Raw genomic sequence first — 22,806 nt, forward strand, 5'->3', positions numbered from 1 at the left:
GCGGCGGACGGGAGATGATGATCCGGCTGCGCCCACTGTGCTGTCTGTTCCTGCTGCTGGCCGGGTGCACCACCGGCAAGCCGGGCACCACAAATCGTCCCTACACCGTTTACGCTGAAAACCCGGCCGGATTCAGTCGCAGCGTGCGCGCCAGGGGCCCGCGCGGCGGACGCGCGTTCGGGCTGGTCGAAATCACCTTCCACCCGGATTACGATCTTGTGCCAGAGACAAAGGGCTGCACAACCAAGACGCGGAGTGTCGGCCTGGAACTGGTGATCGTGCTGCCGAAATGGCGGGAGGGCAAACCCGTCCCGCAATCGGTCAAACGGCGCTGGATGCGGTTTCGCCGGACTGTCACCGCGCATGAAGACTCCCACATCCGCATTGCGAAGAATTATGCCGAGAAGATGCGCAGATCCATAGCCAGCCTCCGCTCAGGCAAAAGCTGTGGTGACCTGTCAAACCGGATCAGGACACGCATCACCGAACTCAAACGGCAGCACATCAGCGCTCACCAGCGCTTTGACAACCGCGAGAAAATGCGATTGAAGACACTGCTCTGAGCAGCATTCCGACCGCCGTCTAGGCCTTCTTTTCCCAGCGCCGGTCAGCCGTCTGCTGCCAATAGGTCAAGGCATGGCCATCGGCCTTGAGGCTTTTCCATTGTGCCCGCGCTGTCTCCAGCTGGGCCTGGTCATGGCCGTCAAACATCATCACCAGACGTTCAACACCGTTGAGCGAGGGAACGGCGGCGCCATCTGCAACGAAGCGGACTGTGGCTTCGTTCGCAGCTTCAGCAGCAAGGGTCAAAAGCACGGGCTGGCGCGCGGCATGTTCGCCCTCCTCCCCGCCATGCGGCAGGAAGCTGTCCTCGCGAAAGGTCCACAAATGGGCGTCAAGAGCGGCGCGCCGCTCTTCACTGCCCATATGCACCGACACACGCCACCCGCGATCCAGGCTTTTCTCGAGAAGCGGCGGCAACGCATCCTCAAGCCGGGATTCGGTCAGATGATAGAACAGGACCTCTGCCACGCTACCGGTTCCTAGCTTTCGTAATTGGCGCGCACCAATTCATCGAGAAGCCGCACGCCAAAGCCCGACGCCCAGGACTGGTTGATGTCGGTTGCCGGCGAGCCCATGGCTGTGCCGGCGATGTCGAGATGCGCCCAGGGCGTATCCTTGACAAAGCGCGCGAGGAACTGGGCCGCGGTGATCGAGCCGGCGTAGCGGCCACCGGTGTTTTTCATGTCGGCGAATTTGGAATCGATCATCTTGTCGTAGTCAGGTCCAAGCGGAAGGCGCCAGACCCGCTCCTGCGTGGCTTCGCCGGCCTTGCTCAGAGCTTCGGACAGCTTGTCGTCATTGGAAAACAATCCTGCATGATGCTGACCCAGCGCCACCATGACGGCACCGGTGAGCGTGGCCAGGTTGATCATCACCGACGGCTTGAACCGCTCCTGGCAGTAGGTCAGCGCGTCGCACAGCACCAAGCGGCCTTCGGCATCGGTGTTGATGATCTCGATGGTCTGGCCGGACATCGAGCGAACGATATCGCCAGGACGCTGGGCCGCACCGTCGGGCATGTTCTCGACCAGGCCGATGATGCCGATGACGTTGACCTTGGCCTTGCGGGCCGCCAGCGTGTGCATCAGGCCGGTCACGGCGGCGGCGCCCCCCATGTCGCCCTTCATGTCCTCCATGCCTGCAGCGGGCTTGATCGAGATACCGCCGGTGTCGAACACCACGCCCTTGCCGACAAAGGCCACCGGCTTGTCCTTGGCCTTGCCGCCCATCCAGCTCATGATCGCCATGCGCGGCGGCCGGACGGAGCCGAGCGAGACCCCGAGCAAGGCCTCCATCTTGAGTTTCTTCATTTCCTTCTCGGTGAGTATTTCAACCTCGACGCCGAGCGCTTCAAGCTCCTTGGCGCGGGCGGCAAATTCGACCGGCCCCAGCACGTTTGCAGGTTCATTGACCAGGTTGCGGGCCAGCGTTACGCCATCCGAAACAGCCTGGCGGATGGCAAAGAGCTTCTTGCATTCGCCCGCATCGCCGTGCTGGAAAACCACACTGACTTTCTGCGAACCGGTGTCGTCATCGTCCTTTTTCTTGGTCTTGTAGATATCGAAATCGTAGGACCGCATCAGCAGCCCCAACGCCATGTCGGCGGCGGCTTCCGACGACGGCGCGCCCGCATCGCCCAGAAGCACTGCCACTTTTTCGGCCTTGCCGATCAGCTTGCAGATCTTGCCGCCGATGCGCATCCAGTCATGGGCGGTGAGTTTGGCCGGATCGCCAGTACCGACCAGGGCGATACGGTCGGCTGCAGTTTCGACCGGTGCGATGACATCGACGGTCGAGAAGGATTTTCCGGTGAAGCCTGCGACCTTGATTGCCTTGTCGAGTTGGCCGGCTGAATCGGCGGACCGCGCGGCGTCGGAGACGGGAGAGGCCAACGAGCCGATGGCGACGACCAGTCCTCCCGAGATTTTCGCTGTTTTGGAAAAACTGATTTCAATGCTCATCGACATGACGGCTCCAATGGAATTTGCGTGATTTGCGTTGGCGGCGATCTTCGCGGTTTCGCGCCATAAGGCAAGGGCCGCGACCAGATCAAGGCATGGCCATGATATTGCATTTGCTGCGCGCCCCTGCAAGAAACTGTTAACCGTGTTTGTTTGCCACACATTATCCAATTTGGGGTTTGATAAGGCTCGTGCATGGTCGGGATGATCGAAGCCGCAACACAAGCGCCGCGCGAATCACAGCGTATGCCCACCGCTTGCTCCGGAAAGGCGCAATGAAGCAAATCGAACGTTACATATTGCGCCGAATGAGTTCGCTGACCTTTTGGTCGCTGACGGCGGTAACGCTGCTTGTGATGACCACGCAGGTGCTGGTTCGCGTCGATGTGCTGACCACCACCGGTCAGGCGCTCAGCGCGTTCCTTTTGCTGGCCGCCACCCTGATTCCGTCGGTGCTGTCGATCGTGGCGCCGTTTGCATTGCTGATCGGGGTAAGCCAGGTCTTGTCAGGCATGAATGCCGACAGCGAACTGGTGGTGATCGAGGCAGCCGGCGTTCCACCGGCGACTGTGCTCAAACCCGTGCTGGTGTTGTCTGCGGTGCTTTCGATCCTGGTGCTTCTGGTCAACAACTTTGTCGAGCCATGGTCAAACCGCAAGCTTTATGACGTGCTTGCCCAGGCACAATCGGATCTGTTTTCGGTTGCGGTTCGTTCCGGCACCTTCATGCGCCTGGAAAACGGACTCTATGTGCAAGTCAACGAAAAGCTGCCTGGCGGTGAACTGGGTGGAATTTTCCTGGCTGATTCACGGACGGAGGGCAACGAATCCATCTATTACGCCCGCAGCGGCGTGGTCAAAACCGTCGGTGAAACCAACATCCTATATTTGGTCGATGGCGAGTTGCAGCAACGCAACCTGAGCAACAACCAGATATCGATTGTTACATTCACCTCTTATGCGCTGGACATGGCCGCTTTTGTCCCCGCTGGCGGGGCTTCGGCACGCAGGCCGAAGGAACAGTCCACGCTCTATCTTCTCGATCCGGCGGAGGATGACTATTATGTCCAGAAGGCCGACTTTGTGATCAAGCAGGAATTGGTGCAGCGGTTTTCTACATGGATGTACCCCCTGGCTTTCGGGCTCGTCGCCTTCACGTTTCTGGGCAAAGCCCGCTCAAACCGGCATGAACAGTTTCAGAACGGCGCCATCGTGGCAGGCATCACGCTGGGCACCCGCGGCTTTGGCTTTTACAGCGGCGATGAAGCCGGCTCCAGTGTTTTCATGGAGGTTTTGACCTACGCGATCCCCGCCGGGATCATTGTTGTCTTCGGTTTCCTGGCCCTGACCGGCAGGACGCTGACGATCCCCAGGGCATGGGCTCGCCTCAATGACCGGCTCATCGAGTATGTACGGGGTAAGTTCGACCGACGGAAGCGCCAACGCCAGGCATCGACCGAGAGTGGTTCGGCATGAGCATCCTGCCTTCGACCTTGTCGCGCTATTTCTTCCGGCGCTACGTCGCCACCTTCATCACTTACTGCCTGGCGATCCTGTTCGTGATCTTGCTGGTGGACTTCAACGAATCTGCCCGGCGCCTGTCTGGCGCGGCCGACTACACGGTGTCTCTCGGCTTGCTCATATCAGCACTCAGAGTGCCGACAGTGCTTCAGGCGGTCATCCCTTTCGTGGTGTTGATCGCCTCGATCGCTACGCTTTTGCAGCTCAACCGCAAATATGAACTCGTCGTGACACGGGCGGCAGGCGTTTCGGCGTGGCAGTTCCTCGCACCGATCATTGTGGCCAACCTGCTGATCGGAGCATTGTCGATCACCGCCTTGAACACATTCGCAGCTAAATCCCTTCAATTTGCCGAGACTATCATCGTTGAGCGCAATCTGGGTGCGCGGAGCCCTACCGACAACGCACCGTGGCTGCGGCAGCGGACCGACGAAGGCGACACTGTGTTGGGAGCCCGGGCCACATCCGATGGCGGAACCAAGCTTTCGGACGCCTCCTTCTTCCTGTTTGACGAAGATCAGCGAATCAAGGAACGCTTGGAGGCCGAACACGCCGAACTGGGAGATGGTGTCTGGGTGTTGACGAAGGTGAGAAGAATTCGCGGATCCGAGCCGGTTGAGCTGCTGGAAACAACAACTGTGCCGACCAGTCTCAAGGCCGAATTCGTTGGGGAATCACTGACTTCACCGGACACTGTGCCGTTTTTTGAGCTGAGTGGGAAAATTGCCACGGCCAAGTCATTTGGGCTTCCAGCCACCAGTTATGAGATGCAATTCCATCGTTTGGTGGCACTTCCAGCTCTTCTGGCGGCGATGACGCTGATTGCGGCGATGGTGTCGCTGAAATTTGTGCGCTTTGGCCAGTCTTTAACGGTTATCCTGGGTGGAATCCTGGCGGGCTTCGTGCTTTATGTCGTTTCCGAGTTGATCCAGGCGTTTGCAAATGCCGGGACCATTCCGCCTGTAGTGGCGGCCTGGCTTCCGGTTCTGGTGGCTTCGGCGTTGGGGACGACAGTGCTTCTCCACAAGGAGGACGGATAGTGGCGAATATGCGCCGGTCTAGAGTTAATGCGTTCGCTAGCGTCTTGTGCGCTGGCGCGGCCTTTTGTGCTATTTTTGCATTCGCGACACCCCAAGCTGCCGCGCAGCTCGCAATTGCGGGCGACGTCAGTGTGCCTGAAAACGCCAAGATGCTGCTGGCATCGGATGAGCTGATCTACAACAATGACACCGGCGTTGTGATTGCGACCGGTGGTGTGCAGATTGATTATGGCAATTACAAGCTGGTGGCCGACCGGGTCGAGTATGATCAAAACTCCGGCCGCATGAAGGCAATCGGCTCGGTCGAGATGATCGAACCGAGTGGCAACCGGATCTACGCCGACAACCTTGATGTGACCGACGATTTTGCTGACGGATTTCTCAATGCATTGAGAATCGAAACAACCGACAATACCCGCATCGCAGCGGAGAGCGCCGAACGCAGTGGCGGCAGCCAAACCACATTCAACAATGGCGTTTACACCGCCTGCGAAGCTTGTGAGGAGGACCCTGACAGGGCACCGTTCTGGCAGGTCAAGGCCCAGCGTATTATCCAGAACGGCGAGACCAAGACCATCCGGCTTCAGCACGCGACTTTCGAGTTGTTCGGCATGCCGATTGCCTACCTGCCCTATCTCGAGGTTCCCGACAGCTCGGCCAAGCGAAAGACCGGTTTCCTGGCGCCTAGCTACAGCAGCAGTGACACTCTGGGTTACTCGGTCTCTGTGCCGTTCTATGTCGCGATCTCGCCTTATATGGACGCGACCTTCACCGGCAGGGGTTACACCAGGCAAGGTTTCCTCGGCGAAGCCGAATTCCGGCAGAACTTTGCCAATGGCGAAGTGACATTGCGCATGGCGGGCATTTCCCAGCTCAATCCTGACGAATTTACAGCAAATACGTCCGATGCGCTTGAGACCGAACGCGGCATGATCTCGTCAAAGGGCGAGTTCCGGATCAATCCGCGCTGGGTCTTCGGCTGGGATGGCATGCTCCAGAGCGACAACAATTTTTCAAAGACTTACGGGATAGATGGCTACAACAGCACGACGGTGAAGTCGGAAGTCTATCTGACCGGTCTGACAAACCGCAGCCTCTTCGATCTTCGGGCCTATCGGTTCGATATCCAGAACGCGGACGAGTTCAATTCGGCCGAGCACAAGCAGGCAGTTGTTCATCCGTCACTCGATTACAAGCGAACCTTTTCCGACCCCCTCCTGGGCGGCGAGCTGGCGCTCAATGTCAACGGCTATTCGGTGTCACGCCAGACTGATGACATCTCGGTAAAGACACTCGGCCCCGATCGCTACCGTGGCTTTGCCGGAGAGAATTCGCGATTGAGCGCGGAACTTGAATGGAAGAAGACCGTGACCGTCGGCAACGGGCTGCGGCTGACGCCGATTCTGGCTGCGCGCGGCGATTTGAACTCGGTTGATATCGACACCGCTCCTGCAGATTATGACGGGGTGTTCGCCGGCAACGGAACGCATGCCCGCGGCATGGTGACAGCAGGTCTGGAATCCAGCTATCCGGTGCTGATCACCACGGCCAAGTCCAGCCATGTTATCGAGCCGATCGCGCAAGTGTATGTCCGGCCCGATGAGCAACTGGCAGGCGGCATTCCCAATGAGGATGCGCAGAGTTTCGTTTTCGATACGACCTCGCTGTTTGAACGCGACAAATTTACCGGTTTTGACAGAACCGAAGGCGGTATCCGCGCCAATGTCGGGGTTCGGTATACCGGCAGCTACAACAATGGCTTCACCACCCAGGCTGCGTTCGGCCAGTCCTATCATCTGGCCGGGCTGAATTCCTTTGCTACGCCGGACCTGTCGCAAGCGACCCAAAACTCCGGGCTTGAGGAAGACGTGTCGGATTATGTCGGCATGGTCGGATTTACCTACAAAGGCATTTCGCTCACCACGTCGGCCCGTTTTGACAAGGATGATTTTCGCCCGGAACGCACCGATGTGCGCGCTGGTTTCAGCAAGGGGCGGCTGTCGAGTTCGCTCACCTATAGTGAAATCAAGGCGCCCCGGCCAAACACGTATTCAGAAGACGATCGCCGCGAAGTCACCGGTTCTGCCTCGCTCAAAATTCATGACTTCTGGCGGGTCGCAGCGTCAGCCAACTACGATCTGGTGAACGATGAATTCGACAGCACCAAATTCGGGCTGCTTTACGAAGACGAGTGCTTTGCGTTCTCCCTCGCCTATGAGAACATTCGTAGCAGCACAAGCGCCAATGACTGGAGTGTTGGCGCCAGACTGAGCTTTCGGACGCTTGGTGGAATTGACACAGGTGGTGTAGACAGACCGCTGCTGGAACCTAGTTTCTGATGCTATCAGACGAGGACCGGCGGATCCTTCTGGACCGTTGCCTCGTTTCCGCCGCATCGCACAGGCATTTACGAGCGACTCTGGATTTGCGAAACTACCAGTGTCTGTTTCGACTGAAATAGAGGACCAGAACATATGCATATTCCCGCAAATCTCCGCTTTACCGGATTGTTGCTCGCCGCAGTTGTCGCGTTTTCATTCGCACCTGTGTCGACACCGGCCGTTTTTGCCGCCAGTCAAATCAAGATCGTGGTCAACAACCAGGCCATCACCAGCGTTGACCTTGCTCGCAGGGTGGCATTTCTGAAATTGCAGCGGACAAGCGGCAATCTCGGCAAAAAGGCGCGTGAGCAGCTCGTCGACGAAGCCCTGAAGCTTCAGGAAGCGATCAGGGTCCGTGCACTCGTCAGCGACGGGCAGGTCGATGCTTCGTTCGCGCGGTTTGCATCGTCCAACAAACTGTCGCCAAAACAGCTGACCCAGATCCTCAACCAGGCTGGCGTGACCCCAAAGCACTTCAAGAACTTTATCCAGATCCAGATGAGCTGGCCGCGCGTCCTGCAGGCGGTTGGTGTTGGCTCCAGCAGCGGCGGCTTGTCGACCCAGGAACTGGTTTCGAAAATGCTCGAACGGGGCTCTGACCAGCCCTCGACCACCGAATATATCCTTCAACAGGTGATTTTCGTGGTCCCCGCCAGCAAGCGTAACAATGCGACGCTCAACGCCCGCAAACGCGAAGCAGATCAATTACGTGGTCGGCTCAAGGATTGCGACAGCGCTGGTTCGATGATGACCGGGCTGCGCGACGTCTCCTTGCGCAAGCTTGGCCGGATCATGCAGCCGGAACTGCCGCCGGAATGGCGTCCGCTGATCGAAAAAACCAAGTCCGGCGGGTCAACATCGACGCGCGTGACTGAGCGCGGCATTGAATTCATCACCATCTGCTCGGCCAAGACCGTGTCCGATGACAAGGCCGCAGAACTGGTTTTCCGCTCTGAGAATGATGATGCGGGTGAGACAGCGGACGCGAAGAAATACCTCGAAGAACTCCGCGGCCGCGCAGTCATCGCCAACAAGTAGGGATTTCAATCCATATGACCGGGAACCGCCGCGCCCTGGCACTGACCATGGGCGACCCTGCAGGCATCGGACCCGATCTGGCGCTGACAGCCTGGCAAAACCGGGCCGGCCTTGGGTTGCCTGCGTTTTATCTGATCGGCGACACGGAGATGTTGGCCGCACGGGCAAAGCTGCTTGGAATGGATGTCCCTATCCGCGAGTCCTCGCCGGAAAGTGCCACGACCGACTTCGCCACGGCCCTCCCCGTCCTGCCGGTTTCGCTTGCAGTACCGGCGCGCGTCGGCACGCCTGATCCGGCCAATGCCGGGCCGGTGATTGAAGCAATCAGGCTAGCTGTCGAACTCACCCTGGATGGCCGTGCTCGTGCTGTGGTGACCAATCCCATCGCCAAATCGGTGCTTTATGCATCCGGCTTCGAATTTCCCGGACACACCGAATATCTGGCGCATTTGGCAAGCCAGGCGCAGGGCCTGCCGCAGGACCGCTCGCTCAGGCCGGTGATGCTGCTGGCCGGACCGAATTTGCGTGTGGCACCAGTCACCATACATATCCCGCTCAGGCAGGTGCCGGACATGCTGACCACCGAGGCCATTGTCGAGACCGCAGAGATTGTCGCCCGGGATCTGGCCAGCCGCTTCGGTATCGCGGCGCCGCGCATTGCCGTGTCCGGCCTTAACCCGCATGCAGGAGAGGATGGCGCGCTGGGCGCGGAGGATGCCGAAATCATTGCGCCTGCCATCGCATCGTTGCGGGCGCGCGGCATCAATGCCTTCGGTCCGCTGCCGGCCGACACCATGTTTCATGCCGAGGCCCGGGCTGACTACGATGCGGCCATATGCATGTATCATGATCAGGCGCTGATCCCGGCCAAGACGCTCGGTTTTCATGATTCGGTCAACGCCACACTGGGGCTTCCCTTCATCCGCACATCGCCTGACCATGGAACAGCGTTCTCGCTGGCTGGAAAGGGTGTGGCGCGGGCAGACAGTCTTGTCGCTGCGCTGAGGCTCGCCGGCACCATGGCCGACGCCGAGACCACTCCTACAGAAAGCACATTGTAATGGCGTCTACACCTGACGGCCTGCCGCCACTGCGCGATGTGGTGGCCACCCACGGTCTGGCGCCGAAAAAGGCGCTGGGCCAGAATTTTCTGTTCGACCTCAACCTGACGGCGAAAATCGCCCGCTCGGCCGGCCCGCTGGAAGGCTTTACCGTGTTCGAGATCGGACCCGGCCCCGGCGGCCTGACCCGGGCGCTGCTGGCCCAAGGCGCTTCCCGGGTGGTGGCGATCGAGACAGATCCACGCTGCCTGCCCGCCCTTGCCCAGATCGCCGATCACTATCCCGGCCGACTTGAAGTGGTTGAAGCCGATGCATTGAAGATCGACCTGGCGGCTATTGCTGGCGGCGCGCCGGCAAAAATCATCGCCAACCTGCCCTATAATGTCGGCACGCAATTGCTGATCAACTGGCTGACTGCAGATCCGGAAAACCCGTTCTGGACTTCGATGACACTGATGTTCCAGAAGGAAGTGGGGCAACGGATCGTGGCGGCGCCGGGGTCAAACCACTATGGCCGCCTTGGCATTCTGGCCGGCTGGCTGGCCCACAGCGAGATCCTGTTCGACGTATCGCCGCAGGCGTTCACACCGCCGCCAAAGGTGACATCGAGCGTTGTGCAGCTTGAGCCATTGGCCGAGCGCCTGCCCTGCCAGCTCGACAAGCTCGAGCGCGTGACCCAGGCAGCCTTTGGCCAGCGCCGCAAGATGCTCAGGCAAAGCCTGAAATCGCTGGGCGGCGAGACCTTGCTCGACAAGGTCGGGATCGATTCGTCCCGCCGTGCCGAAACCCTGAGTGTTGAAGAATTTTGTGCGCTAGCCCGCGCAGTTTGATCAGCTCTCCAGCAGATCCGTGACGAAATCAAACAGTCCAGGACGGCGGTCGCGGCGCAGGCGTTCGGCCTGGACAATGGCGCGTACGGCGGAATAGGCCCGGTCGAGATCGTCGTTGACGACGACATAGTCATACTCCCGCCAGTGCTCGATTTCGGACCTGGCATTGGCCAGCCGCTGTTCGATCACTTCGTCGGCGTCCTCGGCGCGGCGATGCAGTCGGGCCCTGAGCTCTTCCATAGAAGGCGGCAGGATGAAGATCGACACGACATCGGCGTTCATTTTTTCCTGCAATTGCTGAGCGCCTTGCCAGTCGATATCAAACAGCATGTCGCGGCCTTCGGCCATCGCGATTTCAGCCGCTTCACGCGGTGTGCCGTAGCAATTACCATGCACTTCCGCCCATTCCAGCAGTGCTTCGGAATCACGCATGCGCTCGAAATCACGGCGCGATTTGAAATGGTAATGCACGCCCTCGATCTCGCTGCCACGACGCGGGCGCGTGGTGACGCTTACCGAGAGGCTGAGCCCGGAATCATGTTCAAGAAGATTGCGGGCAATGGTCGACTTTCCGGCGCCTGATGGCGATGAAATGACCAGCATGAGGCCGCGCCGCTTGATTCGGGCCGACGGAAGATTTTCGGGCGGCTGATTCATCTCTACTCCAGATTCTGTACCTGTTCGCGAAACTGATCTATCAGGACCTTCAAATCAAGTCCGATAGCGGTGACCGGCGCCGCATTCGATTTCGAGCAGATCGTGTTGGTTTCGCGGTTGAACTCCTGGGCGAGAAAATCGAGCCGCCGCCCGGCACCGCCGTCACCTGAGAGCAACGCGCGTGCCGCCTCCACATGTGCCTTGAGCCGATCAATCTCTTCGCGCAAATCAGACTTGGTGGCCAGCAACGCTGCCTCCATGTAGAGCCGGTCGCGATCCAGTCCCGCGCCCGTATCCATCAGGCTTGCCACCTGTTCTGCAAGCCGGGCACGAATGGCCTCGGGCGAGCGCGATGGATCGGCCTCGACCGCCAGGGTCAATGCCTCGATGCGATCGACCTGCTGACCGAGGATCTTGGCAAGGGCGGCGCCTTCGGACAACCGCATCGCCTTGAGCGCATCAAGTGCCAGCATGAAGCCGGCAAGAACCGCCTGATCGCGCGCCAAACGGGTCTCATCCGAGAGTTCCGGATCGCGGAATTCGAGCACGCCCTTGATGTTGAGGATCCCGTCGAGCGCCGGCTTGCGGGCATCAATACGACTTGCCAATTTGTCGACAAGACCAATCACGGCTTCAAGCGCTGCTTCGTTGACCACGGCCTCGACTGCAGCGCCCTTGGCGCTGATCGAAAGGCTGACCTGCAGGTTGCCGCGTGTTAGTGCAGCGGCTGTTGCCTTGCGCACCGGTTGTTCAAGCGCTTCGAAGCCTTGAGGCAGCCGAAGCCGCACGTCCAGGCCCTTGCCGTTGACCGAGCGGAGTTCCCAGACGAAGCGGCACCCTTCGGCCTCGCCCTCGTGACGCGCGAAGCCTGTCATCGACTGGATCGCCATGTCCCCCACCCCTCTTGTACCCGGATTTCAATCAGCTCATGACCGGCGTAGCCGGATCAATTGCCTTCCGGCTTCGGTTCACTTTCGGCAGCTTTTGCTGCGGCAGCTTCAGCGGCAGCCGCTTTTTCTGCTGCAATCGCTTTTTCCTGCTCGGATTCCAACCTGCGCCACCGTGCAACATTGGAATTGTGATCGGCCAGTGTTTCTGCGAAGGCGTGCCCCCCGGTGCCGTCCGCAACGAAGTAGAGATCCTTGGTGCGCGACGGATTGGCCACTGCCTCCATCGCCTCGCGACCCGGATTGGCGATCGGCGTCGGCGGGAGACGGTCGATGACGTAGGTGTTATAGGCGGTCGGCTTTTCGATGTCGGATTTGTAGATCGGACGATCAGACGGTTTTCCGGCGCCCCCGAACAAGCCATAAATGATGGTTGGATCCGACTGCAGGCGGATGCCCTTGTTGAGACGGTTGATGAAAACGCCGGCGACGCGCGGGCGTTCGTCCGCCTTGGCGGTTTCCTTCTCGACAATGGAAGCAAGGATTACCAGTTCTTCCGGTGTTTCCAGAGGCAGGTCCGGAGCACGCCGCTCCCAGACCTGTTCAAGCGCCCGTGTCTGGGCCCTGGTCATCTGCTCGATAATCTCCGCACGCGTGGTGCCGCGCGAGAACTTGTAGGTTTCGGGCAGCAGTGCGCCCTCGGCCGGCATTTCTTCGGGCAGATCCCCCTCCAGCAATTCCGCATTTCTCAACCGGTCAAACACCTGCAGGACGGTCTGCCCTTCAGGCACGGTGAAGGAATGCAGGATGGACTTGCCCGACTGCATCAACTCGACAATATCGCGCATGGAAGCATGCGCCTTGATTTCATATTCACCGGCTTTCAGCGTGTCATCGCCTAGAATGCCCTGGGCGCCCAGGGAGAAAATCCGCTGGTTGGCAACGATACCCTGGCTCTCCAGCCCGGCGGCAATCTGCTTGAGAGCAGCGCCATCGCGCACCATGAAATCAGTGGTCTGATCAAGCGGCCCGGGTCCTTCGAATTCGGTCTTGCCATACCAGAAAACACCGATTCCTATGATGGCAATGAAGATCACCAGCGACAGCACGAAATTGAGAAATATCACGACCTGATTGCGGGCCCGGCGCGAGCGCCTGGGCGGAGGCGGTGCTTTTTCCGGCTTCAGCGCCTGGGAAGGCGACACCGGCACGATGGGACCGGACACGGCCTTGTCACCTGCAGCACGGCCAAAAATGCTCTTGTTCTGATCGTTGCGGTCATTCACGTGTCAATCTCCACAGGAATTGGGAAAAGGGCCAAAACCCGATGCTGTGTTCTTGCCGCGCAATGTGGCGAAATACCGGTTAATGCAGCAGTCGCCATCCGGCGGCCAGCACCATCACCCCTGATATCGTCTCAAAACAAGCGATGCGTTGGTGCCGCCGAAGCCGAAAGAATTGGACAGGGCCACATCAATCTGGCGCTTGCGCGCCACCTTAGGGACCAGATCGATCTTGGTCTCGACTTCCGGATTGTCGAGATTGAGCGTCGGCGGGGCGACATTGTCGCGAATGGCCAGAGCCGAGAAGACAGCTTCCACTGCACCGGCCGCGCCGAGCAAATGGCCAATGGCGGATTTGGTCGAGGACATCGAAATCTGAGGTGCCGCATCACCGACCAGCCGCTCGACTGCCGCAAGTTCGATGGTGTCAGCCATGGTCGAGGTGCCGTGAGCGTTGATGTAGTCGACATCAGCGGCTGCCAGGCCGGCGCGTTTGAGCGCCATCTGCATGCAGCGGTAGGCGCCATCGCCATCTTCAGCCGGCGCGGTGATGTGATAGGCATCGCCTGACATCCCGTAACCAACCACTTCAGCAATGATGTTGGCGCCGCGCGCCAGGGCATGGTCGAGTTCTTCGAGAACCACCGTTGCAGCGCCCTCACCCATGACGAAGCCGTCGCGATCGCGGTCATAAGGCCGCGAGGCCTTTTCCGGAGCATCATTGTAGGAGGTCGACAGCGCCTTGCAGGCGGCAAAGCCGGCCAGCCCGATTCGGCATATGGCAGCTTCTGCGCCACCGGCGACCATGACGTCAGCGTCACCAAGCGCAATCAGCCTTGCCGCATCGCCAATGGCGTGCGCGCCGGTCGAGCAGGCTGTCACAACTGCATGGTTGGGGCCGCGAAGGCCGTGGCGGATAGAGACCTGGCCGGACACAAGATTGATCAGACGGCCGGGAATGAAGAAAGGGGAAATCCGTCGAGGACCCTTGTCGCGCAGAGTATAGCCCGCCTCGACGATGCCCTCCAGGCCGCCAATGCCAGAACCGATCATCACGCCGGTGGCGATCTGGTCTTCGCGGCTTTTGGGGTGCCAGTCTGCGTCGTTGAGTGCCATTTCGGCAGCGGCGACGCCAAACAGGATGAATTTGTCGATCTTGCGCTGTTCCTTGGGCTCCATCCAGTCATCCGGATTGAAGGCCCCCTCCACCGATGGATCGGTGGGGACGGAGCAGGCGACCTGGGCCGCGATGTCACTGACGTCGAAAGCCGTGACCCGCGACGCGCCATTCTGGCTGCCGATCAAGCGAGACCACGTAATCTCCGTGCCGCAGCCAAGCGGAGAAACCACACCAGTGCCGGTGATGACGACTCTTCGCATCGTCTCAAGTCCCAGTCATGCCAGAAAAGAAAGATAAACCGGCGCAGGTGTTGCGCCGGTCTTGAAGGCGGGCAGTTGAGGCGCCCGCCTGTTGGTGTCCATTCAGGCCTGAGCCTTGGTGATGAACTTGACTGCGTCACCGACGGTCAGGATTGTGTCGGCAGCGTCGTCAGGGATTTCAACACCGAATTCTTCTTCGAATGCCATCACCAATTCGACCGTATCGAGCGAATCCGCACCTAGATCATCAATGAAGCTTGCGCCTTCGTTCACCTTTTCAGCGTCAACGCCCAGATGTTCGATGACAATTTTCTTTACGCGGTCTGCGATGTCGCTCATGTCGGATTCCTCGACCTGTTTCACATTGTTCTTGCGCCTCGTTACCTGCGCAAGCATGGGTAATCAAGCTTGTTGCACATCTTTATGCGCCAGACTTGGTTCCGTCAAAGCCGGAGCTGTGGATTACGGCACATTTCGGTCTCGAAATTTGCTCTCGTCCACACTCTCAGCGAGGGCGAAGTACCATGGTTTGGCATGCGGGCAAAGCCGGAAAGTGCACTGACCGCGCGATTCCCGTCGCATAATGAAGTAACTGGCTGATCATTTGTCTCAAGATGGATCAGACCATCAACATGCCACCGTTGACGTGAATGGTCTGCCCGGTGACATAGGAAGCTTCATTGGATGCAAGCCAGGTGACGGCGGAAGCGATTTCAGCGCCTGTGCCCATACGACGCATCGGAATGCCCCCCATGATCGCCTCGCGCTGCTTGTCATTGAGCTTGTCCGTCATGGCGCTTTCAATAAAGCCCGGAGCAACGCAGTTGACCGTGATGTTGCGCGGTGCAATTTCCTGGGCAAGGCTTTTGGAAAAGCCGATCATGCCCGCCTTGGCCGCACAATAATTGGCCTGGCCAGGATTGCCGGCAACGCCGACAACCGAGGTGATGTTGATGACGCGGCCATGGCGGCGTTTCATCATGGGATGGGTCAGCTCTCGGGTCAGGCGGAAAACCGCGGTCAGATCGACTTCAAGAACCTGATCCCAGGCATCGTCGGTCATACGCACGAACAATCCGTCTTTGGTGATCCCGGCATTGTTGACCAGAATATCGACACCCTCGAGTTGCTCCTCGGCAGACTTGCCAAGGGCTGTGACGGCGTCCCGGTCGGATAAATCGGCGGGAAACATAATCACCCGTTCGCCAAGATCGGCAGCGAGCGCCTCAAGCCGCTCGACGCGGGTTCCGTGGATACCGACGGTGGCACCGCGGCGATGGAGCTGGCGGGCAATGGCTTCACCGATTCCACCGGAGGCACCGGTCACCAAGGCCTTGCGGCCGGTCAGATCAAACATGGGTCGTCCTTTCGGATTTTTTCAGTTCAAGCCTGCAATGAGGCTGTCATCAGGTCTGCAGTTCAGGTTTTTTGCGCGTCGATTGCGGCCAGAAACGGATCAATGTCATCCGGCCCGGATATATTCAGTCCGGTGATCGAGCGTTCAATGCGACGGGCCAGACCGGTCAGCACCTTGCCTGCGCCGATTTCGGCCAGCGTGTCGACACCGTTTGCGGCAAACCACACCACCGTCTCGCGCCAGCGCACCTGACCAGTAACCTGCTCGACGAGCAATTGCACAATTTCGTCCGGATCGGAGACCGGCGCTGCGCGGACATTGGAGATCACCGGAACGACTGGTGCGGATTTGGCAACGCCAGCCAGCGCTTCGCGCATGGCGTCGGCGGCTGGCTGCATCAGGCTTGAATGGAACGGCGCAGACACAGTCAGCATCAAAGCCCGCTTGGCGCCTCTCGCGGTGGCGTTGGCGGCAGCCGCCTCGACAGCGGCTTTCAAGCCCGAGATCACCAATTGGCCGCCGCCATTGTCATTGGCGATCTGCACCGCGCCGAGCAACCGGGCTTCCGCACAGGCGGCTTCCACATCTTCGTTCTCCAGCCCGATGATGGCTGCCATGGCGCCCTCGCCTGCCGGCACCGCTGCCTGCATGGCATTGCCGCGAATGCGCAAGAGCCGAGCGGTGTCGGAAATCGAGAACATGCCGGCGGCGCACAGCGCCGAATATTCGCCAAGCGAATGGCCGGCGACATAGCTGGCGGTGTTTGCCAGATTAAGGCCACGGGATTCGAGCACGCGGACCAATGCCATCGACACCGCCATCAGCGCCGGCTGGGCATTGGCGGTCAGCGTCAGGCTTTCTTCTGGTCCCTCAAAGATCACTGACGACAGCTTTTCGCCAAGCGCCGCATCGACCTCGTCAAAGACTGCCTTGGCCTCGGGATAAGCTGCGGCGAGGTCCTTGCCCATGCCGACGGCCTGACTGCCCTGCCCCGGAAAAGTGAATGCTATGGCCATGTCGCGGCTCCAATCCTGTGTGTCCCGTTGCCGCTTCAATTCACATTCGCAGCGCCGGTGTCAAGCTCAGGCACCACAGCGGACCGTAGCGGAAGGCCGGATATGACCACGAATAGCCTCGCTACGCCCTGTTGACAGTTAATAATTTCGCAATTACGTTAATTAACGAAATACTGAAAGAGCATACATGACCGGCTTGTCCACACTCTTCGCCGCACTTGGTGATCCAACGCGTTTTGCCATTGTCGAGCGGCTGCTCAAGGACGGGGAACAGAGTGCGGGCGCGTTGCAGGACACCGGTCCGATATCGGCGCCCGCCATCTCGCGCCATCTCAAGGTGCTGCGGCAAGCCGGCATTATCGAGCAACGGATCGACCGGCAGCGCCGGCTCTACTCGGTGCGACCGGAAGCGGTGCAGACGATCGGCGCCTGGACCATGAGCCATCGGGATTTTTGGCAGACCAGCCTCGACCGGCTGGAACTTGCCCTGCAACAGGAAAGTGACCGGAAATGAGCGTTCTGAAACTCGAAAGAACATTCTCGCAGCCGCCGGAGAAAGTTTTTGCCTTTGTCACCCGGACAGAACATCTTTTGGAATGGTGGGGACCGGAAGGGATGGGTCTGCGCGCGCACCAGCTCGACCTGTCACGACCCGGCGCCTGGTCCTCGACGCTGGTCAACGCCGAGGGCGGACTGCACAAGATGAGCGGCGAAGTTGTCGAAATCGATCCGCCGCACTCGGTGGAATTCACCTGGGGCTGGCACGACGAAGACGACGTTCGCGGCCATGAAAGTCGGGTCAGGTTCGAAATCGAACCCGACGGCGAGACCGGCAGCCGGTTCAGGCTGATCCATTCTGGGCTTGTCGACGACGAAAGTGCCAGCAATCACAACCGAGGCTGGACCTCGACCCTGCGCAAGCTCCAACAACTGGCTGGCGCAACCTGACGCAGGTGACCACACAAACACACCAGAGGAGGAAGACACATGCCTGATTATGTATTTGCCTATCACGGCGGGAGAAAGCCTGAGACCGCCGAAGAAGGTCAGAAAGAAATGGAAAAATGGGGCGCTTGGTTTGCGCACATGGGAGACGCGGTGGTCAATCCCGGCAACGCGGTTGGTCAGTCATGGACCGTCAGCAGCAGCGGCATTAGCCATGATGGCGGCGCCAACCCGCTTTCGGGTTTCACCGTTGTCAGGGCCGACAGCATGGAAGCCGCAGCCGAAATGGCCAAAGGCTGCCCGATCCTGAATGGCGGCTCCGTCGAAGTCGCTCCGGTCATAGAGATGTAAGGGCGTCTGCAAGCAAAGGAGTGCAATCACATGTCCGAACTCACAACCGGCGTTAGCTGGCTTGCCGTCATCATTGGTGCAGTGGTCTCGTTCCTGGCAGGCTGGCTGTGGTATTCCCCGATACTGTTCGGACCCAAATGGGCCAAGGGTGTCGGCGTTGAAATGGGTACCGCGAACGACATGCCATTTGCCGCCATGGCTGCTCAGTTTTTAGGCTTGCTGCTGATGAGTTGGTTCGTCGGCGTCACCGCTGCCACGAACGCGTTGTCCACGGTCATTCTGGCCACCCTGGCGTTCACTGTGCTGGCCTATTCCGGCGGGTTGTTCACCAGGAAACCTGCCTATGCCCGCAATGTCGACGCCGGATACTGGATCATTGCGCTGGTGATCATGACCTTGTCGCAAGGCCTCATCCGAAGCCTGTGAACGCCGATTGCTGACTGTATGATACGACGCACCGGCTCACCGCCGGTGCGCCGCAGTTGCGTGGCACGAAAAATATTTGCTGCCGGGTCCGCAGCGCATCTTGTATTTGCCACGGATCGGCGACACATCTTGATCGTTGCGCTCAAACCCGGCAGCGCCTTTTCGGATCAACACAGATGTCGCACCCCGCGTCACCCTCCTCCCCGGTCAATTTTTCCACCGGCTCGCACATGCCTTTGCCCAAAACCAGGTTTGTGGCGTTTTCGACTGCAATCGGCGCGATTGTGCTGATCGGCTCTGAAATCTGGCTCGCAGCCGTCGCCACCATATGGGCTGCCGATGGCCTTCTTGATCTCGCCACCACCGGCGACCTGATCATGATCGCACTGATTGGCCCGCTGGCCATCTGGGCGACATGGATGACCGCGAAGCTGGCGATCTCGGCGGAAATGAACCCCGAAAACGCCGACTGAGCCAAGCAACGAGTGCCGCCACTGGCGCTCGCGCCTTGAGCATTTTTCCCGACGCCTGCCCAGGCCACGCGCTACACCACTGTTGCGCGCGGTCGCGCTGGTCGATGAACTGAGGACAGACAGCATGCTTTTGAACGTGGTTATGCTCATTGCAGGGCTTACGCTGCTGACCTTTGGCGCGGATTTTCTGGTACGCGGCGCCATTTCGCTGGCCAACCGGCTCGGCATGCCGCCGCTTCTGATCGGATTGACCGTGGTCGGGTTCGGCACCTCGATGCCGGAACTGCTTGTGTCGCTGCAGGCAGCGCTCGACGGCTCCCCCGCCATCGCCATCGGCAATGTGGTCGGGTCGAACATTGCCAATATCCTCCTCATCCTCGGCACTGCCGCAGTGATCTCGCCGATCGCCGCGCGCATACCCAATCTCAATCGTGACCTGGTGATGATGCTGGCGGCGGCGGTCATCATGCTCGGCCTGGGATTTTGGGGCGTTATCAACGCCTGGCTCGGCCTGGTGATGTTTGCATCGCTTGCTGCCTACCTCGCCTGGGTTACCCATACCGACCGCCGCCGCTTGTCGGCGGAAGAAACCGAGCTGGTGGTCAGGATCGAGGGCTGGAAAGAGGCCCTATTTATCGCGGGTGGACTTGGCGCACTGTTTGTCGGCGCCAGCCTGCTGATTGGCGCCGCAACGGCCATCGCACGGGAATTCGGGATTTCAGAGGCCGTCATCGGGTTGACCGTCGTTGCTGTCGGCACCAGCCTGCCCGAACTTGCAACCTCGGTTGTCGCCGCCTTTCGCCGCCATGCCGAAGTGGCTCTGGGCAACGTCGTTGGCTCCAATATCTTCAACATCATGGGCATTCTCGGCATCACCGGAATGGTTACGCCGTTGACGATTGATGCCTCGATGGCGCGATTCGACATTCCTGTCATGGTTGCGGTGTCGTTGGTGCTCATAGGCCTTGTTCTGGTTGCCGGAAAGATCAGCCGTCTGGCCGGGTTTGCGATGCTGTGCGCCTATGCGGGCTACGTGATCTGGCTGTTCTGAACTCGCCAAACTGCCTGTTGTGATGTTCTGATTGTTTCCATGTCAAATGGGTTGCACCGCGCCGCGCGGTGTCTATGGTGCGGCCAAATTTGACATGTTCCCGGAAACAACCGGGCCACAATCACGAGGAATGTCCCGCATGAAATTGAATCCACTCGGACGCACCGGCATGATGGTGAGCGAAATCTGCCTGGGCACCATGACCTGGGGCGAACAGAACACCGAAAGCCACGCCCATGAGCAGATGGATTACGCGCTGACCCAGGGCGTGAATTTCTTCGATGCGGCAGAGATGTATCCGACCCAGCCAACGCGCGCTGAAACGCAAGGACGGACGGAAGAGTATATCGGCAGCTGGTTCCGCGCCTCGGGCAAGCGCAATGACGTGATTCTGGCCACCAAGATGGTCGGCAACGGGGTCAAATGGATCCGCGATGGCCAGGGCTTTACCCGGGCGTCGGTGATGGAGGCGATCGATGGCAATCTGAAGCGGCTCGGCGTTGATCACATCGACCTGTATCAGCTGCACTGGCCCAACCGCGGCTCGTATCATTTCCGCAAACACTGGGCGTTTGATGCCAGCACCCAGGACAAGGCCACGACGACCGATGACATTCGCGAAACGCTGGAAGGGCTCGGTGACGCGGTCAAGGCCGGCAAGATCCGCGCGATCGGCCTGTCCAACGAAAGCGCTTGGGGCACCATGCAATTTGTCCGTCTGGCCGAAGAACACGGCCTGCCGCGCGCAGCCTCGATCCAGAACGAATACAACCTGATCTGCCGGATGTTCGATACCGATCTTGCCGAAGTGGCGCATCACGAGGATATCGGCTTGCTGGCCTTCTCGCCACTGGCGGCCGGCATCCTGTCGGGCAAATACCAGGGCGATGTCACACCCGAAGGTTCGCGCCGCAGCAAGGTGCCCAATCTGGGCGGACGGTGGGGCCCCGGCACCGAAGCAGCAACACAGGCCTATCTCGACGTCGCCCGCAAACACGGACTTGATCCGGCGCAAATGGCCATCGCCTTCTGCCTGAGCCGGCCATTCATGACGGCAGCGATCATCGGTGCAACGTCGGTGGAACAGCTCAAGACGGCCATCGAGTCCAAGGACGTCACATTGTCGGATGAGGTTCTGGAAGACATCGCGGTCGCACGGCGGGCGCATCCGATGCCGATCTGAGGCTTGCCACGTTCTCTCGGCTCTGATTTGCGGGCCTCCATGCGGACACTTCGTGCCGGCTGCGGGCCCGCAGGTCTGAGCTTAAAGCGCAGCGCATTTATCAGTGTCTGCGCTTGCCCAATCCCGGGTGCGTCCGCCGGGCGATCAGGGCACAGCCGATCAGCACCACGCCGATGGCAGCAAACACGCCTTGCACCGGCGCGACCACCAACACCAGCCGCGCGAATGCGGGCGACCCGACCGAGGCGACGTCGCGGTAAGTGGAATAAACCGCCGCCATCTCGGTGCGCTCTGACGGCTTGACCGTCAGCAGGAACGGCAGGCCGCCGCTGATATCGAGCAGCACCAGAAACACGGTCGCCAACACCAGCATGGCGATCGCCGGATAGGGAAAGGTCGACATCAGGGTCGCGGCAATGAACAAGACGCCACAGCCGCCAAATCCGGTAACGATGGCGCGGCGAACGCTGGTTTTCTGCAAGAACCTGAGCATGAACGGCGTCGAAAACAGAAATCCGTTGGAGATCGACAGCGCCAAACCGCCGATCTGGTCGCTCAATCCGGATTTGACTGCGAAAATCGGCACGTAAATGATGTAAATCGACCAGCCTACGGAGCGCATCGTGGCGTAAAACCAGCCCCCGACCAGGGTTGGCTGGCGAAAAAATCGCGGAATGTAGCGCAGCGGATTGGTTGGCGGTCGGCGGGCCTTGGTGATGATCTTGCCGTCACCAAGCCGCAAATACCAAAAGAAACCGAGCATCAGCAGACAGGCGGTGATCGAGATCAGGAACGGCACCTGCGGGTGCCAATCCATCAACACCACGCCAAGGAACGGTCCGACGCTCCAGGAAATGCCGCTGAACAGCAAGCGGCGGCTTTCGTTCTTGCCCATCGAGGCGCGCTCGACATAGTCCATCACATAGGCGTTGAAACAGACAGCCAGAATGACCAATCCGACCGAATTGGCCGCAACCGCGTAAGGCACGTAGCGGGCATCGAAGAAACCGCCCAGCACGCTGCCGCAGATCATGATCACCGCCCCCAGCGTGTAAAGCCAACGCCGCGGCACGAAGCGAGCCAGCAAGGGCACGCTCAGCGCGCAAATCATCCCGGTAATTCCGATCAGCACATAGACCTCAGACACCGATGTGGCGCTGCCGAGAGCCCGGTACATCAACACCGGATAGACCGACACCAATGTTGCCCGCGCTGATGCTTCACAGGCGGCCAGTATGGCGAATGAATTCACACCGGGTCTGGGGGGCGGGAATTCGACGAGCGGAAGGCGATGCTGGACCAATGTGCTGGCTAACGCTGAATAAGAGGCAACTGACAATGTCTAATGACAGCACAGTCTGCGCGAAACCTGATTCTGGCAAGGCACCGGAGCGACATCAAA

At 59.6% G+C, this 22,806-nt stretch carries 24 protein-coding genes; 14 read left to right on the forward strand and 10 right to left on the reverse strand.

Features of this window, described 5'->3' with window-relative positions:
* Positions 1 to 14: 14 nt before the first annotated feature.
* Positions 15 to 563, forward strand: coding sequence for a DUF922 domain-containing protein (locus IMCC20628_RS12095; RefSeq protein ID WP_047030432.1), 549 nt, complete (start codon positions 15 to 17; stop codon positions 561 to 563).
* Positions 564 to 582: 19 nt separating this feature from the next.
* On the opposite strand, the gene IMCC20628_RS12100 is transcribed toward IMCC20628_RS12095, so the two are convergent.
* Both IMCC20628_RS12100 and IMCC20628_RS12105 read right to left on the reverse strand, forming a co-directional pair.
* Positions 583 to 1,032 (reverse strand): DNA polymerase III subunit chi, encoded by a 450-nt coding sequence (locus IMCC20628_RS12100; RefSeq protein ID WP_047030433.1) that lies wholly within the window; start codon positions 1,030 to 1,032, stop codon positions 583 to 585.
* An 11-nt stretch (positions 1,033 to 1,043) separates the two neighbouring features.
* Positions 1,044 to 2,531 carry a leucyl aminopeptidase gene (locus IMCC20628_RS12105; protein WP_047032508.1) on the reverse strand — a complete coding sequence of 496 codons (1,488 nt, stop codon included), beginning with the start codon at positions 2,529 to 2,531 and terminating at the stop codon, positions 1,044 to 1,046.
* Positions 2,532 to 2,800: 269 nt separating this feature from the next.
* On the opposite strand from IMCC20628_RS12105, the gene IMCC20628_RS12110 reads away from it, so the two are divergent.
* From IMCC20628_RS12110 to rsmA, 6 genes are all read left to right on the forward strand, one after another.
* Positions 2,801 to 4,000, forward strand: coding sequence for an LptF/LptG family permease (locus IMCC20628_RS12110; RefSeq protein WP_052766403.1), 1,200 nt, complete (start codon positions 2,801 to 2,803; stop codon positions 3,998 to 4,000).
* A gap of 2 nt (positions 4,001 to 4,002) precedes the next feature.
* On the forward strand, positions 4,003 to 5,085 hold the full coding sequence (lptG, locus tag IMCC20628_RS12115; protein ID WP_047032510.1) for an LPS export ABC transporter permease LptG: 1,083 nt from the start codon (positions 4,003 to 4,005) through the stop codon (positions 5,083 to 5,085).
* An 8-nt stretch (positions 5,086 to 5,093) separates the two neighbouring features.
* Entirely contained in the window at positions 5,094 to 7,424 is a 2,331-nt protein-coding gene (locus tag IMCC20628_RS12120; protein ID WP_047032511.1) for an LPS-assembly protein LptD, read from the forward strand.
* 135 nt (positions 7,425 to 7,559) lie between these two features.
* Positions 7,560 to 8,504, forward strand: coding sequence for a peptidylprolyl isomerase (locus IMCC20628_RS12125; RefSeq protein ID WP_047030434.1), 945 nt, complete (start codon positions 7,560 to 7,562; stop codon positions 8,502 to 8,504).
* 14 nt (positions 8,505 to 8,518) lie between these two features.
* Positions 8,519 to 9,565, forward strand: coding sequence for a 4-hydroxythreonine-4-phosphate dehydrogenase PdxA (gene pdxA / locus IMCC20628_RS12130; protein ID WP_047030435.1), 1,047 nt, complete (start codon positions 8,519 to 8,521; stop codon positions 9,563 to 9,565).
* On the forward strand, positions 9,565 to 10,395 hold the full coding sequence (rsmA, locus tag IMCC20628_RS12135) for a 16S rRNA (adenine(1518)-N(6)/adenine(1519)-N(6))-dimethyltransferase RsmA (RefSeq protein WP_047030436.1): 831 nt from the start codon (positions 9,565 to 9,567) through the stop codon (positions 10,393 to 10,395). The genes pdxA and rsmA overlap by 1 nt, the downstream gene beginning before the upstream one ends.
* On the opposite strand, the gene gmk is transcribed toward rsmA, so the two are convergent.
* The 7 genes from gmk to fabD all read right to left on the reverse strand — a co-directional run bounded on the left by gmk (position 10,396) and on the right by fabD (position 16,975).
* Positions 10,396 to 11,052 carry a guanylate kinase gene (gene gmk, locus IMCC20628_RS12140; RefSeq protein ID WP_047030437.1) on the reverse strand — a complete coding sequence of 219 codons (657 nt, stop codon included), beginning with the start codon at positions 11,050 to 11,052 and terminating at the stop codon, positions 10,396 to 10,398.
* 2 nt (positions 11,053 to 11,054) lie between these two features.
* On the reverse strand, positions 11,055 to 11,942 hold the full coding sequence (locus IMCC20628_RS12145; protein ID WP_047030438.1) for a YicC/YloC family endoribonuclease: 888 nt from the start codon (positions 11,940 to 11,942) through the stop codon (positions 11,055 to 11,057).
* Positions 11,943 to 11,998: 56 nt separating this feature from the next.
* Positions 11,999 to 13,225 carry an endolytic transglycosylase MltG gene (mltG, locus tag IMCC20628_RS12150; RefSeq protein WP_047030439.1) on the reverse strand — a complete coding sequence of 409 codons (1,227 nt, stop codon included), beginning with the start codon at positions 13,223 to 13,225 and terminating at the stop codon, positions 11,999 to 12,001.
* A gap of 114 nt (positions 13,226 to 13,339) precedes the next feature.
* On the reverse strand, positions 13,340 to 14,602 hold the full coding sequence (gene fabF, locus IMCC20628_RS12155) for a beta-ketoacyl-ACP synthase II (protein ID WP_047030440.1): 1,263 nt from the start codon (positions 14,600 to 14,602) through the stop codon (positions 13,340 to 13,342).
* Between the two features lie 102 nt (positions 14,603 to 14,704).
* Positions 14,705 to 14,941, reverse strand: a complete 237-nt coding sequence (locus tag IMCC20628_RS12160; protein WP_047032512.1) for an acyl carrier protein — start codon at positions 14,939 to 14,941, stop codon at positions 14,705 to 14,707.
* 280 nt (positions 14,942 to 15,221) lie between these two features.
* Entirely contained in the window at positions 15,222 to 15,959 is a 738-nt protein-coding gene (gene fabG / locus IMCC20628_RS12165) for a 3-oxoacyl-[acyl-carrier-protein] reductase (RefSeq protein WP_047030441.1), read from the reverse strand.
* A 62-nt stretch (positions 15,960 to 16,021) separates the two neighbouring features.
* The gene (gene fabD / locus IMCC20628_RS12170) at positions 16,022 to 16,975 is read right to left on the reverse strand and encodes an ACP S-malonyltransferase (protein ID WP_047030442.1); all 954 of its coding nucleotides are present in this window, start codon (positions 16,973 to 16,975) and stop codon (positions 16,022 to 16,024) included.
* 187 nt (positions 16,976 to 17,162) lie between these two features.
* Between fabD and IMCC20628_RS12175 the strand changes: the two genes are divergently transcribed.
* From IMCC20628_RS12175 to IMCC20628_RS12205, 7 genes are all read left to right on the forward strand, one after another.
* Entirely contained in the window at positions 17,163 to 17,489 is a 327-nt protein-coding gene (locus IMCC20628_RS12175) for a metalloregulator ArsR/SmtB family transcription factor (RefSeq protein ID WP_047030443.1), read from the forward strand.
* Positions 17,486 to 17,923 (forward strand): SRPBCC domain-containing protein, encoded by a 438-nt coding sequence (locus IMCC20628_RS12180; protein ID WP_047030444.1) that lies wholly within the window; start codon positions 17,486 to 17,488, stop codon positions 17,921 to 17,923. Before IMCC20628_RS12175 ends, IMCC20628_RS12180 begins: the two co-directional genes overlap by 4 nt.
* Positions 17,924 to 17,962: 39 nt before the next feature.
* On the forward strand, positions 17,963 to 18,271 hold the full coding sequence (locus IMCC20628_RS12185) for a YciI family protein (protein WP_047030445.1): 309 nt from the start codon (positions 17,963 to 17,965) through the stop codon (positions 18,269 to 18,271).
* Between the two features lie 30 nt (positions 18,272 to 18,301).
* Positions 18,302 to 18,697, forward strand: coding sequence for a DUF1761 domain-containing protein (locus IMCC20628_RS12190; RefSeq protein ID WP_047030446.1), 396 nt, complete (start codon positions 18,302 to 18,304; stop codon positions 18,695 to 18,697).
* 176 nt (positions 18,698 to 18,873) lie between these two features.
* Complete coding sequence (locus tag IMCC20628_RS12195) at positions 18,874 to 19,170, forward strand: hypothetical protein (protein WP_047030447.1); 297 nt, start codon at positions 18,874 to 18,876, stop codon at positions 19,168 to 19,170.
* Positions 19,171 to 19,294: 124 nt separating this feature from the next.
* On the forward strand, positions 19,295 to 20,221 hold the full coding sequence (locus IMCC20628_RS12200) for a calcium/sodium antiporter (protein WP_047030448.1): 927 nt from the start codon (positions 19,295 to 19,297) through the stop codon (positions 20,219 to 20,221).
* Positions 20,222 to 20,360: 139 nt separating this feature from the next.
* Complete coding sequence (locus IMCC20628_RS12205) at positions 20,361 to 21,404, forward strand: aldo/keto reductase (protein ID WP_047032513.1); 1,044 nt, start codon at positions 20,361 to 20,363, stop codon at positions 21,402 to 21,404.
* 100 nt (positions 21,405 to 21,504) lie between these two features.
* Here the strand turns inward: IMCC20628_RS12205 and IMCC20628_RS12210 are convergent, their stop codons facing one another.
* On the reverse strand, positions 21,505 to 22,656 hold the full coding sequence (locus IMCC20628_RS12210) for an MFS transporter (RefSeq protein ID WP_197078293.1): 1,152 nt from the start codon (positions 22,654 to 22,656) through the stop codon (positions 21,505 to 21,507).
* Between the last annotated feature and the right edge of the window lie 150 nt (positions 22,657 to 22,806).

This window comes from Hoeflea sp. IMCC20628, from assembly GCF_001011155.1.
Classification (GTDB): Bacteria; Pseudomonadota; Alphaproteobacteria; order Rhizobiales; family Rhizobiaceae; genus Hoeflea.